The organism is Micromonospora sp. R311 (assembly GCF_056780015.1).
This window is the reverse complement of sequence record NZ_JBSWCE010000022.1, coordinates 64,662-81,005: the sequence shown is the minus strand read 5'-3', so window position 1 is coordinate 81,005 and position 16,344 is coordinate 64,662. Positions and strand designations below refer to the sequence as shown.

The following is a 16,344-nucleotide window of genomic DNA, read 5'->3' as shown; positions in this document are numbered from 1 at the left end:
GAGTGACGGGCACAGTTGAGGTTCAGGACCTCTCGTTCTCATACAGGAGGCGCCGGGTGCTTACCGGCGCCTCCTGCACCGTCGGTCGAGGAGTGACCGCCCTGCTGGGCCCGAACGGGGCGGGGAAGACCACGCTGATCAAGTGCATCGTCGGGTTGGCGCGGCCCGATCAAGGACGGGTGGTCATCGACGGTCGCAATGTCAGCGACGGCAAGGCGGCGCAGGCGTTGATCGGGTACGTGCCGCAGAACCCGTCGCTTCCCGGCTTGGCGAAGGTGCGCGACCTCGTCGCTTACGCGGCCTGGCTCAGCGGCGTGGACGCCGCGCGGACGGACAAGGCGGTCGACGTGGCGCTGGACAAGATGCAGGCGCTGGACCTGGGGTCACGGCGGATCCGCACCCTCAGCGGGGGACAGCGCCAACGAGTCGCCCTCGCCACCGGCATCGTGCACGATCCACGGATCGTCATTCTGGACGAGCCCACAGTCGGTCTCGACCCTGGGCAGCGACTCAAGGTGCGAGAGGTGATCCGGCATCTGGGGACCGAGCGGCCGGTGCTGCTATCCACCCACCTGACCGAGGACGTCGAGCATCTCGCGGATACCGTCGCCGTCCTGGCCGACGGCAAGATCCGGTATCAAGGTCCCCTGGCGGGACTGGCCACGACCCAAACCGGCGTCGATGGCCGACCGGGGTCGCCGTTCGAATGCGCCTACGACGACCTGATCATGTCGTTCGGTGGTGCCGAATGAGCCGGATACGTCTGCTACTCGGCTGGCCCGGCCCGCTCTGGGTGTTCCCGGCCGCAGGTGCCCTGATGGCTGCCGGTTCGTTTCTTATCAACAGGAGCATGCTCGCCGCCGACTACGTCACTTGGGCGGCCGTCTCCGCCGCCTGGCATGAGTCGCTGTGGATCCCTGGGTCGGTGGCGGCTGCCGCAGCTGCGGCACTGGGCGCGGCCTACTTCCCGAGATCGTCGCCAGTGGCCGCGCCGCTGCGGCCGAGAGTGGACCACGGCCTGTTCCTCATCCATGGGCTTGCCCTGGCGTTCTGGCTCTGCCTGGGGCACGCCGTCGGGCTGGTTCCGATTGAGATCACTGCGGCACGCCAGGCTACCGCCGGAGCCTTGGCACTGCAGGACGTGATCGTCGGCCTGGCCGGCCTGGCCACGTTGACCTCGATCGGTTTCTGCCTCGGCGCGGCCGTCCGGCACTGGGTGATCGCACCCGCGGTCGGGCTGCTCGCCTTCGCGGTCATGGGCTTGCCCAATACATCGCTGCTCACACCGATCGGGTTGATCCTGCCGGTGCGGCAGTTCGTCACCACCCCCAGGTTCGAGTTAAATCCCCCGACGACCATCTTCGCCGTTGTGGCCTCCACCGCGATCTGCCTGCTCGCCGCCTCGCTGGCATCTTGGGCCAGGTCACGCGGGTCGGTCCGCAGCAACGGCCGCCTCTTACTGACGTGGCTAGCCGCAGCGGCAGCTCTCACGGCGATCGCGTTCGCCTGGCGGCCGGAACTGTATGTCGTGGACCGCCCCGTCGCGCGCACGTGTCAGCAGGTGCAGGACACGGAGGTGTGCCTACATGCGGCTAACGCTCCGGCGATGGCTCGAACCGTCGATGTCGTTGGGCGCTTGCGCGATGCGGGACTGGCCCCGGTGCTGCGCCGTGTGACGGACTTCGCGGTCTCCGATCACGACAAGCCGCGCCCTGGAGAGGCATTCGTTGAACTCAATCCAGGTCCTCTCGACCGTCGTTTCGTCGCCGCCACCATCCCCGACCAGGTCGCCTTCCTCGTGAGCGAAGCCATGACCCTCCGCGCCTGCTCGCAGCCGGGCCGATCTATCGAAGGCCGCGACATCGCGGCGGTGCTGCAAGGACGAATTCTTCAACTAGCCGGCTTCGCCCAACTGGCGAACACCGTGGCACCAGCCCAACCACCGTCAGCAGCGCAGAAACTGGCAACCATGAACGCCGAGCAACTCATCGAGTTCGTCCAGATCAACCAACAGCTGATCCGATCGTGCCTACTCTCACCCGCCAGCCTTCCGTGATGCGTGGCCGCGTCGCCGGACTCTGGCACGCCCGCGGCGGGCCACTCGCCTCGACCGTCATCGTCGTCGCACTGGTTATCGCTGCCGCGTTTCCCGAGTTGAGTCTGTCGGTCAGCACGGTGTTCGACCTGCCGCCCCGAGGCGTTGGCACCCCGGAGCTAGTTACCATCGCGCTGGCCAGCGTTCTTCCGGCGATCACCACTCCACGATTCGACGGGCGAGAACTCACCGCGCGCCGGTCCGCGCGGCTCGGACACCTGACCTACTCCACGATCATGCTCGCAGCCCCACTGGCCGTCCTGCCGGTCTGGTACTGGGTGATCACCATCCGTCACCCCGACACGCAGTTCCCACCCCTGCACGGCCTCATCGGCAATGTGGTTGTCTTCACAAGCACCGGCGCGATTCTCTGCCTCATTCTCGGCCCGCTGGTCGCCACCGTCGCCACGCCATCCCTGTTCGCACTACTCGTGGTCGCTCAGCAAGCCCTACCGGAATCGCTACTCAGCAAGATCTTCTCCACCGGCCGATCCTGGCACACCAACTACTGGATCACGACCACAGTAGCGCTCCTGGCCCTCGTCCTCAGTTGGCGCCTACGAGCCGTTCCATGGCCCAACCGTCCGTGACCACGAACTCAGCCTGACGGCTCAGCCCAACCGCCCCATCCCCTGCCTGCTCAACGCACGCTGAGGACACTGCAAACGGGCGCGCGTGCATGCCCGGCTGACGACGACGCTGCCTGGCACCCACAACTGCGCCTGTGACCAGCCGCGCCGCGCTGAGCGCCATCGCCGTCACGGTCTCCCTGAGCCTTCGACCTGCCCTCAACGCAAGCACAAGTCAGCCGACCAGCCTGGCGGGTCGGCCAAACCACCACGCCCAGAAAACGACACGATCTTGCGAAAGACGGAGCGACATCAATCTGCGAAGCAGGCCAAACATCCCTGGTCAGAGCGCCGCCCGACGACAAGATCAACGAGAACCTACACCGATGGCGGTTCTCACGCTTCTATGACGGCTTTCCCGATCTTGCCGGTCTCTTGCTGGATCGGTCACGACCGGCCGAACCCTACTCCGGCACGACCACGGTGACCGGCTCGTCATACTCACCGAGGTCGTAACGCAGCCGGTGGTTAAGGTCGCAGATCGCCTGGCGCAGATCTCGTTCAGTCCCGTGCGGCTCAAGTAGGGACACCCTCTCGAGCCGACGCCGGATTCGATCGGACAAGTTCTCCGGCACTCCGCCCGCCGCGAGTTCTCCTTCGAGCAGTGCCAGCAGTCCGATCAAGGCTGAAAGGTCACGGACGCGACAACTCCGAGGGGCGGCCGAGTCCAACCTGTCTGCACCCATGTCGGAAGGCTACGACTGCACGTGCATTGCATCAGCCGGTTCCTAGGATGACCGTGCGCTGAGCGAAGGCCGGCGCCCTTGCTCAACACCTGATCTGCCCATCCAACGGTCAGTCTGGGACCGCCGGACGCAGCATGAGCCGGGGAGCCGCTTCTGGCGGTTCCCCGTCGGTCGTCGCCGTGGGCTCGCCCTGGGCGTGCCCCGTTGCTATAACAGCCAGCTGGGTACTGGCATCGTCGATGGTTTGCGGCACGGTTGGGCCCGCCGGAACCAGCAGCAGCGCCACGATGTTCTGCCAGATGTGCACCATGATGGCGAGCAGGAGGCTGCCCGAGACCAGGTAGATGGTGGTGAACACCGCGCCGAGGATGGCGACGCCGATCATCCCCTTGCGAGCTTGGTAGGCGTGGGCCGCCACGAACAGTCCCAGGCTGACTATCACGACCAACGCCAGGGGCAGGTTGTACAGCCGCGTGCCGGCCGAGATTAGGAGCCCGCGGTAGATCACCTCCTCGGTGATGCCGGCGGTGGCGGCGACTGCCGCCGCCAACCAGCGCTCCTGCGCGGTCTGCGGGACTATCAGGTCGGTTCCGGCCCGAGCGGGGATCGTCTCTCCCCGCCTCATCCGATGGCGTGCCCGCAGGCCACCGACCAAGGTGATCACCAGCATGTACGCCGCGAGCAGATAGTCGATGCCGTCGCCGCTGGGCCAGGTCCAACCGAGGTCGACAACGGACAGGTCGGCGCTCACGAACGCGATCAGGGGGACGAAGGCCGCGGTGGCCCATGCCTGAAGCATGAAGTCGCGGTAGAACTGGGTCCGCCGTTCCGGGTCGGCGGTGAGCTGCTGGATGAAGCGGCGCCGATGCCTCACGCCGAGACCTGTCCCGACCAGGATGATGGTCAGCAGCGTCGCAATCAGAACATGCGTGGTCAGTTCCAGTGCCCCGTTCACGAACGACGATCATGGTCACGCGGGGGGACAGTGGCAACCCCTTCACTCGGTGCGAGCTTGCTCCCTGTCATCCAGGCGAACCGACGATCGCGCGGTGGACGAGACATCCGCAGATGCCGCCTACGCGACGGGTAAGGCCCCCACCAGCCACCCTCCGTTATCACGACCTCGGCTCGACTCGGACAGCGGTAGCCGTTGAAGCGATGGCCGGACTCGATGGAAGTCGTACCTCCGAAATCAATCGCTGATCGTCGTTACGGTCCGGGCACGTTCTTTCGTTCGTGGGTACCCGGTTGGGCACGTCGGGTCGCACGCCAACACCCCCGATGCACAGGAGCCAGGCACCCGCGGGAACAGATCGACAGTCTGTCCCGCGTCGGATGGGTGCTGCTACTTCGGCGTCGATACGGCGACGGGCACCGTCACCTCTGGCACGCCCTGGGTGTGGTTCACGTGTTCGCGCCAGCAATTGTGCCGCCGCGCGGCCCAGGCTCGGGCGGTACCGGTCACGCCGCCACTGCACGGCCCGGCCAGCCGTGCTCGGGCCGCCATGGCAGGCCCTGCCCTGCAGGTCGGTTCCGCAGACCAGCTCGCCGACCTGCTGCAGACGCCCCAGGCCGGACTCTCCGCATCGATATCCGATCCGACACACGCAGCACCCGAACCAACCCGTCGGGTCCCGGTAGCCGGGATCCCTCACAGACAGGAGAACACGATGGACCCCACACGCCGCATGCTGCTCGCCCTCGCCAAGCACGCCGAAGAGGCTCGTCTGCGCTGGAACGCCGAACGCGCCGCCGTGCGGGCCCGCGGCGAAAGGCCGGCGCGCACGCAGGCGTACGCCTACCACGTTCAGGCCAACCTGTGCCTGATCAGCGCGATCGGCGCGGCGGATCTTCCGGCCAGCTTCCGCATCTACGACGTCACACTGTCCCGCAATCCCCTCGTGGCGGCCGAGCAGCTGCGTCAGGTCGCCGTCGCCTACGACTACAGCGGCGCGATCGAGGCCGCACACGAGGCGGCGCGCCTGGCCTACAAGGCGGTGTTCGCCGAACCCGTCACCGCACAGGAGCAGCAGTACGTCGACATGCTCGCCGGCCTTCCCGTCGCGCGACGCGACAAGGTCGTCGACCTGGCCGAGGACCGTGCCCGCCACCAGGAGGCATGAGCCCGTTCGTCCGGCGACCCCGCCGGCCCTCAGCCGCCGCCAGGGTTACGACCCGTCGCGGGCGCATCTCCTGCCGGACGGACGCCGCCACGCACCTTCTGCGAGAGGATCCGATGAGCGTCTACACGCTGACAGCCAAGCCCGGCTTCGAGCGCTACACCATCCAGGTCGGCTGGAACCCGCACCGCACCTATTTCGCGACCGTCGTCGACGTCGCCTGGGACCCGGTCACCGACCCCGACAACGAACCGGACACGGTGCGGATGGGCATGGTCGAGACGGTTCTCGACCCGGCCGAGGTGCTCCTGGCCGTCGAACCCTATGCCGAAATTCCGGCCGGCCTGGTCACCGCACTGCGCACAGACCAGGCCGCGCACCCGCTGCGCCGCTAACCACGACCACTCGCGGCCCGCCGTCGCACCGCGACGCCACGGCCTCACATCGCACCCGCAGACCCCACCGTCCAACCCACCGCCCGCTTCGCCAGCCCGCGCACCACCGGGCACAGCCGATGGGCCATACCCGGCTGCCACCCACCATCGACGGGCGAATCCCGCGGACGGCAACCGGTCCGTCACACGCGCCGCCCCCAGGCAGCACCAGCCGCCAGCAGCCGAAGCCGCGCCTCCTCAACGGCACTCCGCCTGGCACGGCCACCTGGAATCTCGGGCAATCCGCGCACGTCCGCCACCGCCACGACGGTGACCGCACGTCCCGTCCCCCAGCGGGGATCGCCGCCACCCGATCCGCCGACCACGACGGCCAGCTCGGCGACATCGGCTCCGCACCCCTTCCGCCATCCGAACGGAGCACCAGCCCATGCCGCTTCACCAGATCCGCATCTACCACAACACCGAGGCACGGTTCATGCCCTACGACGACGGGCACCAGCTCACCGGCGCCGTCTCGCTCGGCCGTGACCTGCCCGCCGGCACTGCGCCTGAACAGATCGCCGACTGGGCGTTCCACGTGTTCAACGCCGACCTGGACCATCTGGAGCGCGACCGCCGCGAACCGGGCGGGGAGATCTCGTTCCTCATCGCCTGCGTCTACCGGCTGTTGCGGCTGCGGTCGCTGTCGGTCGGCGACGTCCTCGCAGTGGCCACCGACCGGGAGAGCTGGTGGCTGGCCTGCGAACCGTTCGGGTGGCGGCGGATCACGCCGCCGTCGAACGTGCACGGGCGATTGCTGACCGCCGAGACGGTGTACCAGAACATCGCCACCCAGGCGGGCCGATGACCGGCCCCCGCCACAGCCTCCATCGTCTGCACGAGGCTGAGCCGGCCGCCTACACCCTGCGGCTGGCGCCCACCCGGCTCGCCTCGTCCCGGCCCGATGCCAGCGCCGACGTCCACACCCCCGACACCGCGGTTCCCGGCACGACCGGAGCGCTGATCGACGCCCACTCGACGCCAGTCCCGGCGGTGCGCTGCCGGCTGACGGGCCGGGCCGCACCCCCACACCCGCGATGCAATCGAAGAGGACGTGACCATGACCAGCTCACCTGACAACAGCAGGCCACCGCAACCGGACGGAGCCGGTGGGAATAGCCGCTCGATGGCGGACCCGTACCAGCCCGGAGAACGAGTCGTGCTCGAGCACACCACCGACCCCCACACGCGGCTGCGTCCCGGTGACGAGGGCACGGTGCGCCGCTACCACCCGCACCACCAGGTTCTGGACGTGGACTGGGACAGCGGCTCCCGCCTGTCGATGCTCCTCGGCGCGGGCGACCGCGTCCGCCGCCTGCCGGATACCGGCTGGGACCGGGTGCCCGGCGCTGTCCGCGAGGCGGGAGCGGCAGCCGGGCGCGACGCCGCGCAGTGGTGGGCGCAGGAGGCGATCGGCGGACGAGCCGGTGGCGACGTGACGGCGACCGCGCGGGAGATCCTCACCGCGATCGAGGCCGCTACCGGGCGGGACATCGGCGGCCTGCCGGCCGCCGGCCGGGACGCCATCGCCGAGGGCGCTGCCCGCTACGCCGAGCACGCCCCGCCCGGCGCGCCGGAGTGGGAGGAGCTGCGAGGGTGGCAGCGGGACCAGGCGCGGTGGGCGTGGTGCGACGGCTTCGACCAGGCCGTCGAAGCCGAGGCTGCCCGGCAGTGCCGCATCGTGCTGCACCCCGATGGTGACGACCGGGACCTGAGCCACGTGTACCCGCAGCGGGTGCGCGTGGGCGGGCCGGGTGTGTTCGCCGGAGACTGGGCCTGGATGCCGAACAGCGGCGGGCAGATGCGGGTGCCGGTCGGGTATGTCGGCACGCTGGTGGATACGTGGAATGGGTGGGCGGTGTTCACCTGCACCCGTGAGGTGGCCGAGGCGATCGTCGCCGACCAGCAGGCCGCCCGAGACCGTTACCGGCACCAGCTCGCCGCAGAAGGTGCCAGCGGGGTGCGGCTGGACCGCCTGGTCGATCAGTCGATGGGGCGGTTGTGGTTCGACGGCGACGTCATCGTCGCCGACGACACCCGCGTGCACGACGACCCGGACGCGATCGAACGCGTCAGCCCTGACGTGGACGGCCGGTACGTCGTGATGGGCCGGTCCTGGACCTGGTTGCCGGTGCACCCGTACGACTGCGACCGCATCGCCGGTCACATCCCCGACCCGCCATCGCCTGCCTGATCCGGCGCCCTCGCCTCATCACACCGGTATGTCGTCGAGGGACAGCCGGTACCAGTAATCGGCGGTGACCACGTGCAGAGTGCCTCCGCGGCCGATGACCGTCGCGTGCGCCGGAAGCGGGCCCCCGCCGGGCAGCGTGAGCCGGTACTCACCGCCGACACGCATCGCCTGGCCTGCCAGTTCACCCACAACGAACCGGTCGTGGTGCGGTCCGTACCCTCCGAGCAATCCGACCCGGGTGTCGCTGACCACCAGGGCTTTGCCCCCGTCGGCCTGGTTACGCCAGCCCGTGACCGCATCGCCGCGGATCTGCACGATGGGGAAGTCGGTGTAGTAGCAGGTCCAGACCGCTTCGTCGGTGACGTTGAGGGCGTAGCAGTCGCTGATCGCGCCCCAGTCGTTGTCGACGTGGGACGGGAATCGCCACGTCGGCTCCAGCTGGGGTGAGAAGCGAACCAACCCGGCGTTGCCCATCGGCGGTGCGGCGTTGACGTCGCCCCAGCCGTAGTTTCCGTAGACGCCCTCATCGAAGTACCCCGCCCACACCTGTCCAGAGGTGGTGGTGAAGACGTGTGCGATGCCGTCGCCCAGCGTCGCCCGGGCTTCGACGTGTCCGGCGCTGTCGTAGACCACGGCGTTGCGGTCCGGGCCGTCGGCCCGCCACCGGCACCGAGCCCCGACCACCAGCAGTCGTCCCTGCGGCAGTGGCTGGACCGACGGATAAGCCAGCGTCAACCCGGCCAACGCCGTGACCTCGGCAGTGTTCCCCGTCTGCCTGGTCGCCCGGGCAGCCACGGGGCGGGCGGCGGTGGGGTCAGGAAAGATGGCCCAGCCCGGCTGGGTGGTGACCGACCGCAGAGCCGCCTCGCCCTCCCGCGCCGACCACAGCGCCACCAGGTCACCGGCGGGTCCGATCGACGCCGACACGAGCACGTCACGATGCTCAGGCGGTACGAGCCGGACACCCTCACCGAGTTCCCAGGTTGGCAGCGCACGGACGGTCTGCTCCCCGTCGCGCCGCCGCTGCTTCCCACCCTTCACCCCGGTACCTCACCACCCCCTCCCGCCCCTACGCCAGCCGATTCGACGCCCACCAGGCGGCACCCGCCCTGGCAGGCCGGGCGCGACCAGCGTCCGGCACCAGGTCAGGGTCTGGCGCCCGCCAGGAGCGGCGGGCAGGAAGGGGCACATCCACGATCAGGAGCCCATCAGCATGTTCGATGACCGCGCCGACGAGTTCGGCGAGTACGCCCACGAGGAGATCCTGCAGGCTCTCGTGACACACCTGCTCACCGCCGGTGATCTGGACCAGCTCTGCGACGACGCCGACCTGCCCCACCTGGTGCACGACGACGGCACCCCGGTGACCGTCACCTCCGCCCGCCTCTACCGCGACGCCGGGGTGCTGACCCTCGACCGCGGCGTGTGGCTGGAGTTGTCCGACGGCAGCGTCTTCGGCCTGACCGTGCAGGTCTCCCGCCGCCCACGCGACGAGGTCACCCTCCGCCGCCCGTAGCCCCTGGCCGCCGGATCGACTTGATCGATCCCGGGTCGGCTGCGTTCCTTGTCGTCGCCCTATGGGGGCGGCACCCCGTCCGGGCAGCCCTCACAGGGCTGTCCCTGCTCGATGTGAGCACCTCACGGAGGTTGCCGGGCCCGGCCCTGCCACAGGGCGTGCCCGCCACCGCCGTCTCCGCCGCGCGGAACCGCACGAACCGCCCGCGCACCCCGGAGACGGGTGCGCGGGCCCGATGCCAGGAGGACCCGTATGGACCCTGCAACCCCACCCACCAGCCCGGCCACGCACCTCGCCGATGGCGGGCGCCGGCCCGGCTACCTCTACCGGCAGGTGGCCGCCCACCTGGCCGCGCACCCCGATCAGGTGTTCAAGGTCGGGGAACTGACCACGGCGATCGCCGCCCGCTCCACCGGCGCGGTGTTTGAGGCGTTGAAGAAGATGGCCGCCGCCGGCTACGCCACCCACCAGACGAACCCCCACCGGTTTCAGATCACCCAGGCCGGCATCGACGCGGCCGGAGCGATGCCACCGCCCACCCCAGGCACACACCGCAGCGGCCGCACAGCGGGGCGGCGGCAGCCCGTCACGCGCCCCAACGGTGACCTGTACTACCCGCGCAAGCTCGCCGGTGCCACCGATGTGGACGTGCTGCGCCGGCTACGCGACAAGCGCATCCCCGTCCTGCTCTACGGGCCGCCCGGCACCGGCAAGACCGCCCTCGTCGAGGCCGCCTTCCCCGACCTGCTCACCGTCGCGGGCACCGGGGACACGGTGGTGGAGGACTTCCTCGGCACCTTCATCCCCCTGCCCGATGGCGGATTCGAGTTCATCTACGGACCCCTCGTCACCGCCATGCGCGAAGGGCGGGCGTTGCTGGTCGACGACGCCACCCTCATCCCACCGAAAGTCCTCGCCGTCCTGTATCCGGCCATGGACGGCCGCCGCGTGATCACCATCCCCGGCTACCGGAACGAACGCGTCGAGGCCGTCGACGGGTTCTACGTCATCGCCGGCCACAACCCGGGCGTGCACGGCGCGATCCTGACCGAAGCCCTCGCGTCGCGGTTCGACGTGCACATCGAGGTCACCACCGACTGGGACCTCGCCCGCCACCTCGGCGTCCCCCGCCCCGCCGTCCACGCCGCCATCGCCCTCAACGCCGACCTCGCCGCCGGCCGCATCAGCTGGGCACCCCAGCTACGCGAACTGCTCGGCTTCGCCCGCGTCCGCACCACCCTCGGCCTGCCCGCGGCGGTCGCCAACCTCGCCAGCCGCGCCCCCGACGACGACCGAGACCACGTCCTCGCCGCCCTCAGGGAGCAGTTCGGCACGGACGTCACCCCGCTGACCCTCGGCAAACAACGCTGACCACCAACCAGAAAGAGACGAGTTATGCCTCACCCCCGCACCCACCAGCGCGCCGGCGCCACGCCATCGGTCGCCGCAGATCCGCACTGGCAGGCGTGGTGCGATGCCTGGACCCGGCACGTCCCGCTGCTGACCGGCCGCACCGACCTGACCGTCGTCGTCGCGCCCGGCGCGGGCGGCGGCGCCCCGGCCTGCTTCTACCCCGACGCCCGCCGCATCGAGGTCGACGCCACCCACATCGGCGCCCCCGACATCGCCAACCCCCGCCGCGCAGGCCACAAACGTCTCGTGCCGACCGCGTACGGGCTGCTCGTGCACGAAGCCGCCCACGCCACCCACAGCCGGTGGACCGCACCCGCCGGCACCCCACCCGTCGTGGCCGCCGTCGCCGACCTGCTGGAAGAGTCCCGCGCCGAGCACCGGCAACGCGGCAGACGGCGCGGCGACCGCCGGTGGCTACGCCACACCGTCACCACCCTGATCGATCCCGGCGACGCGCCCGTCGACGACCCGTGGCACGCCGCCGGGCTCGCCGCCCTCCTGCTGGCACGGGTCGACGCCCGCATCATCACCGCCAAGGACATCCGCGGGGTGCGAGCCGCCGTCACCGCCATCCTCGGTCGCACGACACTGCGACAGCTGCGCGACATATGGCGCCAAGCCCACACCGCCGGTGACACCGACGCCGACCAGATGGTGGAGCTGGCGTGGCGGTGGTGCCGCATCCTCGACATCGACCCACACCGGCAACCCGACGTGCCGCAACCCGATCCGGGACAGTTCGCCGGCCAGCTCGCCCAAGCCCTCGCCGACTACCTCGCCCACGCCACCGGCCTCACCCCGGCCGAGTACACCGCCCAGCAGATCACCTCCCGGCACGCCGTACCCGCGACGTGGACCCGCCGCGACCCCACCGACAGCGAACGCACCGCCGCCCGCGCCCTCGCCGCTCGACTGCGCCGGGCCCGCACCCACTCCCCCGAACCCGACACCAGGCCCAGCCCGGTACCACCCGGGCGGCTGCGCACCCGCCACGCCATCACCGCCAAGGCGCAAGCCGCCGCCGGCACCATGCCCACCGCCACGCCGTGGCAGCGGCGCGCCACGCTGCCGCCACCGAAGCCGACTTTGCACCTGGCCGTGCTCGTCGACACCTCCGCCTCGATGCGCCCCTACGCGGCGCCGATGTCCGCCGCCGGGTGGATCCTCGCCCACGCCGCCCGCACCAACCAGGCCACCACCACCATGATCGGCTTCGGCAGTCGCACCACCCTGCTCGTGCCACCCCGCCAGCACCCCCTGACGGTGCTGCAGATGCGGACGGCCGGCGGCACCACCGCGTTCACCGACGCGGTGAAACTCGCCGACCGGCTGCTGCGGCTGCGCCAGCCCGGCAGGCTGCGGATGCTCGCCGTCGTCTCCGACGGCGACCTACCCGACACCGCACCCGCCCAAGGCCTCATCACGACACTGCACCAGGCGGGCTGCGCGGTGCTGTGGCTACGCCCCGCCGACCTGGCCGGGCACACCTTCACCCACACCACCACCCTGCTGGTCGCCGACCCGGTGCAGGCCATCGACGCCATCGCCGACGCCGCCGTCACCGCCCTCGAACACGCCTAACCAGCACAACTCACCGGTCACCGCCAGCGCCGCCACCGGCGTCCCGGTCAGGACGCGCGTGGCCGGCTGATCCCACACCGCCTGGCCTGACGTCAGCAGCCGCTTCTGCCCACCGCCTCGCATCACACGGCCGTCGCCCGGCCACCCCGCGCATCCGCGCACCCCGGGCACGGCCGGACGGCCGTGCCCGGGTTCCCACCCGACCTTCCGGAAGGGGAACCTGATGACACTGCCACCGCACACCCGCCCCACCGCGCATCCCACCGCCAGCCCCTCCCACCCTGCAGGCCGGCAACCGAGAATCGCCGTAGTCGGCGGATCCCTCACCGGCCCCACCCTGGCGCTGCTCCTGCTGCACGCCGGCTTCGACCAGGTCGCCGTCTTCGAAGCCGCCCCCACCACCGCCCCACTGGCGGGCGGGCTGATCGGCCTGGAACACCCCGCCCTCGACACCCTCGACCGGCTCGGCATCAACCAGAGCGAGGTCCTCGCCCACGACTCGGAAACCATCTGCCAGACCACCGTCCGCGACCGGCGGCCCGCCCACACCATCCGGCGGGTCTACCCGGGCCGCAACACCACCTGGACCCTGCTGCACGCCGCGCTCACCGCCCGCATCCCCGAGGCTGTGCTGCACACCAACCGGCGGGTCACCGGACTCGCCACCGACCGCGGGCAGCCGCTGCTGCACTTCACCGACGGCCGTACCGAACTCGCCGATCTGGTGGTGTTCGCCGACGGCCGCACCTCCACCGGCCGCCGCCTGCTCGACCCGTCCCGGCGGCTGCGCTACGCCGGCTACGTCGCCCACCGCGGCCACGCCCCCGCACCGCACGAGCCGCTACGCGACTTCCTGCGCCTGGAGCCGGGACCGGGCTGCCAGTACACCGTCGCCCCGATTCCGGGTGGGCTGGACTGGACGTTCTACCTCGACGCCAGCCCCACCGACTACACCCGCCGCTTCGGGGCCCCGTCCGAGCGGCGGATGTTCGCCCTGCCCCAGCACGTCAGCCCGGCCGCCCGCGCGCACGTCGACGACCACGCCGCCCGACTGCTGCCCGCGGCGCACGCGGCGACGGTGCACGCCACCACAGCCCGGATGGCGGTGCCGGTCATGGACATCGACCCGCCCACCCGCATGCTCTGGCCCGTCGGACGCGGGTGGGCGGTGCTGCTCGGCGACGCCCTCGCACCCGTGCGACCACACACCGCCCGCGGCGCGAACAACGGCATCGAACAGGCCGCCGGCCTGGCCACCGCCCTCACCCAACACCGCCGCTGGGCCGCCGACCTGGCCGCGGCCCTGCACGCCTGGCAGCACCGCCACCTCCCTGCCGCGGTCACCGCCGTCCACCGCGGGCCGGCCATCGGCGCCCGCCTCGGCCTCGGCGCCGCGCACCGCGGCTGACCGCCCCCGAACCTGACCGACCTGCCGGCGGCGGACGCGCACGTCACCTGCCGCCGGACACCGTCAGCTCCGCCCACCCCGGTCCAGCGGGCGCGGAGCCCTCTACCGTGAAGGAGACCATCCCCATGCACCACGAGCACCGCGCACGGCTGTCGCTGGCCTCGATCAACGACCTGCTCGCCGCCGTGCCCTACCTGCTCGGCTTCCACCCCGCCGACAGCATCGTCACCGTCGGCCTCACCGGCCGCCGAATCACCGTGGCCGCCCGCGCCGACCTCCCCGAGCCCGCCGCCGTGACCGACTGGGCGCACCTGGCGGCGCGGCAGCACAGCGCCCTGTTGCGCAACGTCGACGCCACCGCCGCGATCCTCATCGGCTACGGCCCCGCCACCACCGTCACCCCGGTCGTCGACACCCTCACCCCACGGCTGGACGCCGCCGGCATCACCGTCCTCGACGCACTGCGGGTCACCGACGGCCGCTACCACTCCTACCGTTGCCCCGACCCGCGCTGCTGCCCACCCGACGGCGTGCCGTTCGACCCGCACCACAGCCCCACCGCCCTACACGCGATCGTCGCCGGGCAGAACGCCCTGCCGAACCGAGCCGCTCTCGTGGCCAGCCTCGCCCCCACCGGCGGCGCCACCACCGCCGGGGCGAGCCGGCGGGCGCAGGAACGCGCGCTCACCGCCATGATCTCCGGCGGGCGGACGGCGCTCATCCGCGCCGGCAACACAGCCCTCGACGAGGCGTTCACCCGCTACACCGCCGGCAACGTGGCCACCGACGACGAAGTGGCCTGGCTGTCCGTCCTCCTAACCGACGTCGCCGTCCGCGACCGCGCCTCGCAGGCCACCGGCGACCAGCCGTGGCACCTCGCCCTGTGGACCGACATCACCCGCCGCGCCGACCCCGCCTACGCCGCCGCCCCCGCCAGCCTGCTCGCCCTCACCGCCTGGCGACAGGGACAAGGCGCCCTCGCCGCCATCGCCCTCGACCGTGCCCTCGCGGCCGACCCCCACTACCGCCTCGCCCACCTCATCGACCACGCCCTGCGCCACGGCATCCCACCGCCCGCCCTCGGCGACTGGCCCACCACCGCCAACCCCACCCCGTAACCCCCCACCCCACGGCGCCGCCGAGCGTCCGCCCGGCGGCTCCGGCCACCCGGTTCCGATCCCTGGCCACAAAGAACCGCTGATGGCACTGCACCTGCACGTCGACCTGCCCGTCCAGCGGCCAGCCCCACCTCGACCCGAACCGTCCCGGATCCCACCTCGTCTACGCCCACGGCTGGAACCCCACCACCGACGGCCACCGCCACGACACCGACCTCGGCGCAGACGACTTCGCCGAACACCTGCACCCCACCAAGCACTGATCGATCAGCTCCACGCCGCCCTCACCGGCGGCTACCGGTGGCCGCACCTGAGCGTCCACCGCCGGCACCTACCAGGTGCGCCTCACCCGCACCCGACACCACCCCTGACCACCAGCCCACACGCCGGTCCCGCCGCCCCTCCGGCCGGCGGGACCGGCGTGTCTCAGACACCTACAAGGAGACCCAATGCCCACCCCAGCCACTGCCACAGACCAACCCGCGACCCTGGAATCCGTTCTCCGCGACGCCTGGGACGCCTTCCACCCCGGCCAGCCCGCACCACTGGGATGGCTCACCCACACCACCACCCGCATCCACACCCACCTGCGCGAACAGCACCTCGCACCGCCTGCGCCACCCTCGGCCGACACCGATCAGGTGACCCGTCTGCGCCAGCAGGTGTGGCAGACACTGCGCGACGCGGTCAGGACACACGACATCGACGTCGACGGCGCCGACCGGATCCTGCACGCCCTGGACCTGCCCGGGCTGCCCCGCCGCTGGAAGATCCGCCTCACCCTCCCACTGGCGATCGAGGTCACCGCCACCAGCCGGGAAGAAGCCTTCGACACCGCCGAAGACGTCATCGACACCGCCCTGAACGCCAGCGGCCACGACAGCCACATCGACTGGAACGCCTCCAACCGCGACGACGCCGCCCCCGGCGACCTCGACCCGGCCGCCGACCAACCCGCCGACCTGCGATGACACCCACCGCCGGTGTCCTGCCCATCCACCGCGACGAGACGGTCCACCGGTGACCCGCGCCCGCACACAGCCAGACCCAGGGCCGGCGACTTGATCCATCCGCAAAGTCGAGCGTCACTGCACCCCGGCCGCCGCCCCGGCGAACCCGACAGCGGCTCCCCCACACCGCTGGCCTGGGC

At 71.1% G+C, this 16,344-nt stretch carries 16 protein-coding genes; 13 read left to right on the top strand and 3 right to left on the bottom strand.

Features of this window, described 5'->3' with window-relative positions:
* Positions 1–2 precede the first annotated feature (2 nt).
* The 3 genes from AC1WTP_RS19720 to AC1WTP_RS19710 all read left to right on the top strand — a co-directional run bounded on the left by AC1WTP_RS19720 (position 3) and on the right by AC1WTP_RS19710 (position 2,685).
* Positions 3–752, top strand: coding sequence for an ABC transporter ATP-binding protein (locus tag AC1WTP_RS19720; RefSeq protein ID WP_338042013.1), 750 nt, complete (start codon positions 3–5; stop codon positions 750–752).
* 98 nt (positions 753–850) lie between these two features.
* Positions 851–2,056, top strand: a complete 1,206-nt coding sequence (locus tag AC1WTP_RS19715) for a hypothetical protein (protein ID WP_481650724.1) — start codon at positions 851–853, stop codon at positions 2,054–2,056.
* Positions 2,056–2,685, top strand: coding sequence for a hypothetical protein (locus AC1WTP_RS19710; protein WP_109904559.1), 630 nt, complete (start codon positions 2,056–2,058; stop codon positions 2,683–2,685). The genes AC1WTP_RS19715 and AC1WTP_RS19710 overlap by 1 nt, the downstream gene beginning before the upstream one ends.
* Positions 2,686–3,128: 443 nt before the next feature.
* Here AC1WTP_RS19710 and AC1WTP_RS19705 read toward each other — a convergent pair whose 3' ends face one another.
* The gene (locus AC1WTP_RS19705; protein ID WP_481650723.1) at positions 3,129–3,347 is read right to left on the bottom strand and encodes a hypothetical protein; all 219 of its coding nucleotides are present in this window, start codon (positions 3,345–3,347) and stop codon (positions 3,129–3,131) included.
* 172 nt (positions 3,348–3,519) lie between these two features.
* A complete protein-coding gene (locus tag AC1WTP_RS19700; RefSeq protein ID WP_481650722.1) occupies positions 3,520–4,365 on the bottom strand; it encodes a CPBP family intramembrane glutamic endopeptidase in 846 nt (281 codons plus the stop codon).
* A 715-nt stretch (positions 4,366–5,080) separates the two neighbouring features.
* Here AC1WTP_RS19700 and AC1WTP_RS19695 point away from each other — a divergent pair.
* The 4 genes from AC1WTP_RS19695 (at position 5,081) to AC1WTP_RS19680 (ending at position 8,158) form a co-directional block, all read left to right on the top strand.
* On the top strand, positions 5,081–5,533 hold the full coding sequence (locus tag AC1WTP_RS19695; protein ID WP_481650721.1) for a hypothetical protein: 453 nt from the start codon (positions 5,081–5,083) through the stop codon (positions 5,531–5,533).
* 113 nt (positions 5,534–5,646) lie between these two features.
* On the top strand, positions 5,647–5,925 hold the full coding sequence (locus AC1WTP_RS19690) for a hypothetical protein (RefSeq protein ID WP_481650720.1): 279 nt from the start codon (positions 5,647–5,649) through the stop codon (positions 5,923–5,925).
* 427 nt (positions 5,926–6,352) lie between these two features.
* Positions 6,353–6,772 (top strand): hypothetical protein, encoded by a 420-nt coding sequence (locus AC1WTP_RS19685; protein ID WP_481650719.1) that lies wholly within the window; start codon positions 6,353–6,355, stop codon positions 6,770–6,772.
* Positions 6,773–7,024: 252 nt separating this feature from the next.
* Positions 7,025–8,158, top strand: a complete 1,134-nt coding sequence (locus AC1WTP_RS19680) for a DUF4314 domain-containing protein (protein WP_481650718.1) — start codon at positions 7,025–7,027, stop codon at positions 8,156–8,158.
* A gap of 18 nt (positions 8,159–8,176) precedes the next feature.
* Here the strand turns inward: AC1WTP_RS19680 and AC1WTP_RS19675 are convergent, their stop codons facing one another.
* Positions 8,177–9,091, bottom strand: coding sequence for a hypothetical protein (locus AC1WTP_RS19675; RefSeq protein ID WP_481650717.1), 915 nt, complete (start codon positions 9,089–9,091; stop codon positions 8,177–8,179).
* 280 nt (positions 9,092–9,371) lie between these two features.
* On the opposite strand from AC1WTP_RS19675, the gene AC1WTP_RS19670 reads away from it, so the two are divergent.
* From AC1WTP_RS19670 to AC1WTP_RS19645, 6 genes are all read left to right on the top strand, one after another.
* Entirely contained in the window at positions 9,372–9,674 is a 303-nt protein-coding gene (locus AC1WTP_RS19670; RefSeq protein ID WP_481650716.1) for a hypothetical protein, read from the top strand.
* Positions 9,675–9,926: 252 nt separating this feature from the next.
* Positions 9,927–11,045: an AAA family ATPase gene (locus AC1WTP_RS19665; RefSeq protein WP_481650715.1), complete on the top strand. Its 1,119-nt coding sequence runs from the start codon at positions 9,927–9,929 to the stop codon at positions 11,043–11,045.
* Positions 11,046–11,069: 24 nt separating this feature from the next.
* Entirely contained in the window at positions 11,070–12,668 is a 1,599-nt protein-coding gene (locus tag AC1WTP_RS19660) for a VWA domain-containing protein (RefSeq protein ID WP_481650714.1), read from the top strand.
* Positions 12,669–12,891: 223 nt separating this feature from the next.
* A complete protein-coding gene (locus AC1WTP_RS19655; protein WP_481650713.1) occupies positions 12,892–14,076 on the top strand; it encodes an FAD-dependent monooxygenase in 1,185 nt (394 codons plus the stop codon).
* Positions 14,077–14,201: 125 nt separating this feature from the next.
* Positions 14,202–15,194: a DUF4192 domain-containing protein gene (locus AC1WTP_RS19650; protein WP_481650768.1), complete on the top strand. Its 993-nt coding sequence runs from the start codon at positions 14,202–14,204 to the stop codon at positions 15,192–15,194.
* A 449-nt stretch (positions 15,195–15,643) separates the two neighbouring features.
* Positions 15,644–16,165: a hypothetical protein gene (locus tag AC1WTP_RS19645; RefSeq protein ID WP_481650712.1), complete on the top strand. Its 522-nt coding sequence runs from the start codon at positions 15,644–15,646 to the stop codon at positions 16,163–16,165.
* The last annotated feature ends 179 nt before the right edge of the window (positions 16,166–16,344 follow it).

Excerpts from the sequence above, each read along its gene's own strand:
- AC1WTP_RS19715 (WP_481650724.1), top strand. The coding sequence starts at position 851 with ATGCTCGCCGCCGACTACGTCACTTGGGCGGCCGTCTCCGCCGCCTGG.
- AC1WTP_RS19710 (WP_109904559.1), top strand. The coding sequence starts at position 2,056 with ATGCGTGGCCGCGTCGCCGGACTCTGGCACGCCCGCGGCGGGCCACTC.
- AC1WTP_RS19695 (WP_481650721.1), top strand. The coding sequence starts at position 5,081 with ATGGACCCCACACGCCGCATGCTGCTCGCCCTCGCCAAGCACGCCGAA.
- AC1WTP_RS19690 (WP_481650720.1), top strand. The coding sequence starts at position 5,647 with ATGAGCGTCTACACGCTGACAGCCAAGCCCGGCTTCGAGCGCTACACC.
- AC1WTP_RS19685 (WP_481650719.1), top strand. The coding sequence starts at position 6,353 with ATGCCGCTTCACCAGATCCGCATCTACCACAACACCGAGGCACGGTTC.
- AC1WTP_RS19680 (WP_481650718.1), top strand. The coding sequence starts at position 7,025 with ATGACCAGCTCACCTGACAACAGCAGGCCACCGCAACCGGACGGAGCC.
- AC1WTP_RS19670 (WP_481650716.1), top strand. The coding sequence starts at position 9,372 with ATGTTCGATGACCGCGCCGACGAGTTCGGCGAGTACGCCCACGAGGAG.
- AC1WTP_RS19665 (WP_481650715.1), top strand. The coding sequence starts at position 9,927 with ATGGACCCTGCAACCCCACCCACCAGCCCGGCCACGCACCTCGCCGAT.
- AC1WTP_RS19660 (WP_481650714.1), top strand. The coding sequence starts at position 11,070 with ATGCCTCACCCCCGCACCCACCAGCGCGCCGGCGCCACGCCATCGGTC.
- AC1WTP_RS19655 (WP_481650713.1), top strand. The coding sequence starts at position 12,892 with ATGACACTGCCACCGCACACCCGCCCCACCGCGCATCCCACCGCCAGC.
- AC1WTP_RS19650 (WP_481650768.1), top strand. The coding sequence starts at position 14,202 with ATGCACCACGAGCACCGCGCACGGCTGTCGCTGGCCTCGATCAACGAC.
- AC1WTP_RS19645 (WP_481650712.1), top strand. The coding sequence starts at position 15,644 with ATGCCCACCCCAGCCACTGCCACAGACCAACCCGCGACCCTGGAATCC.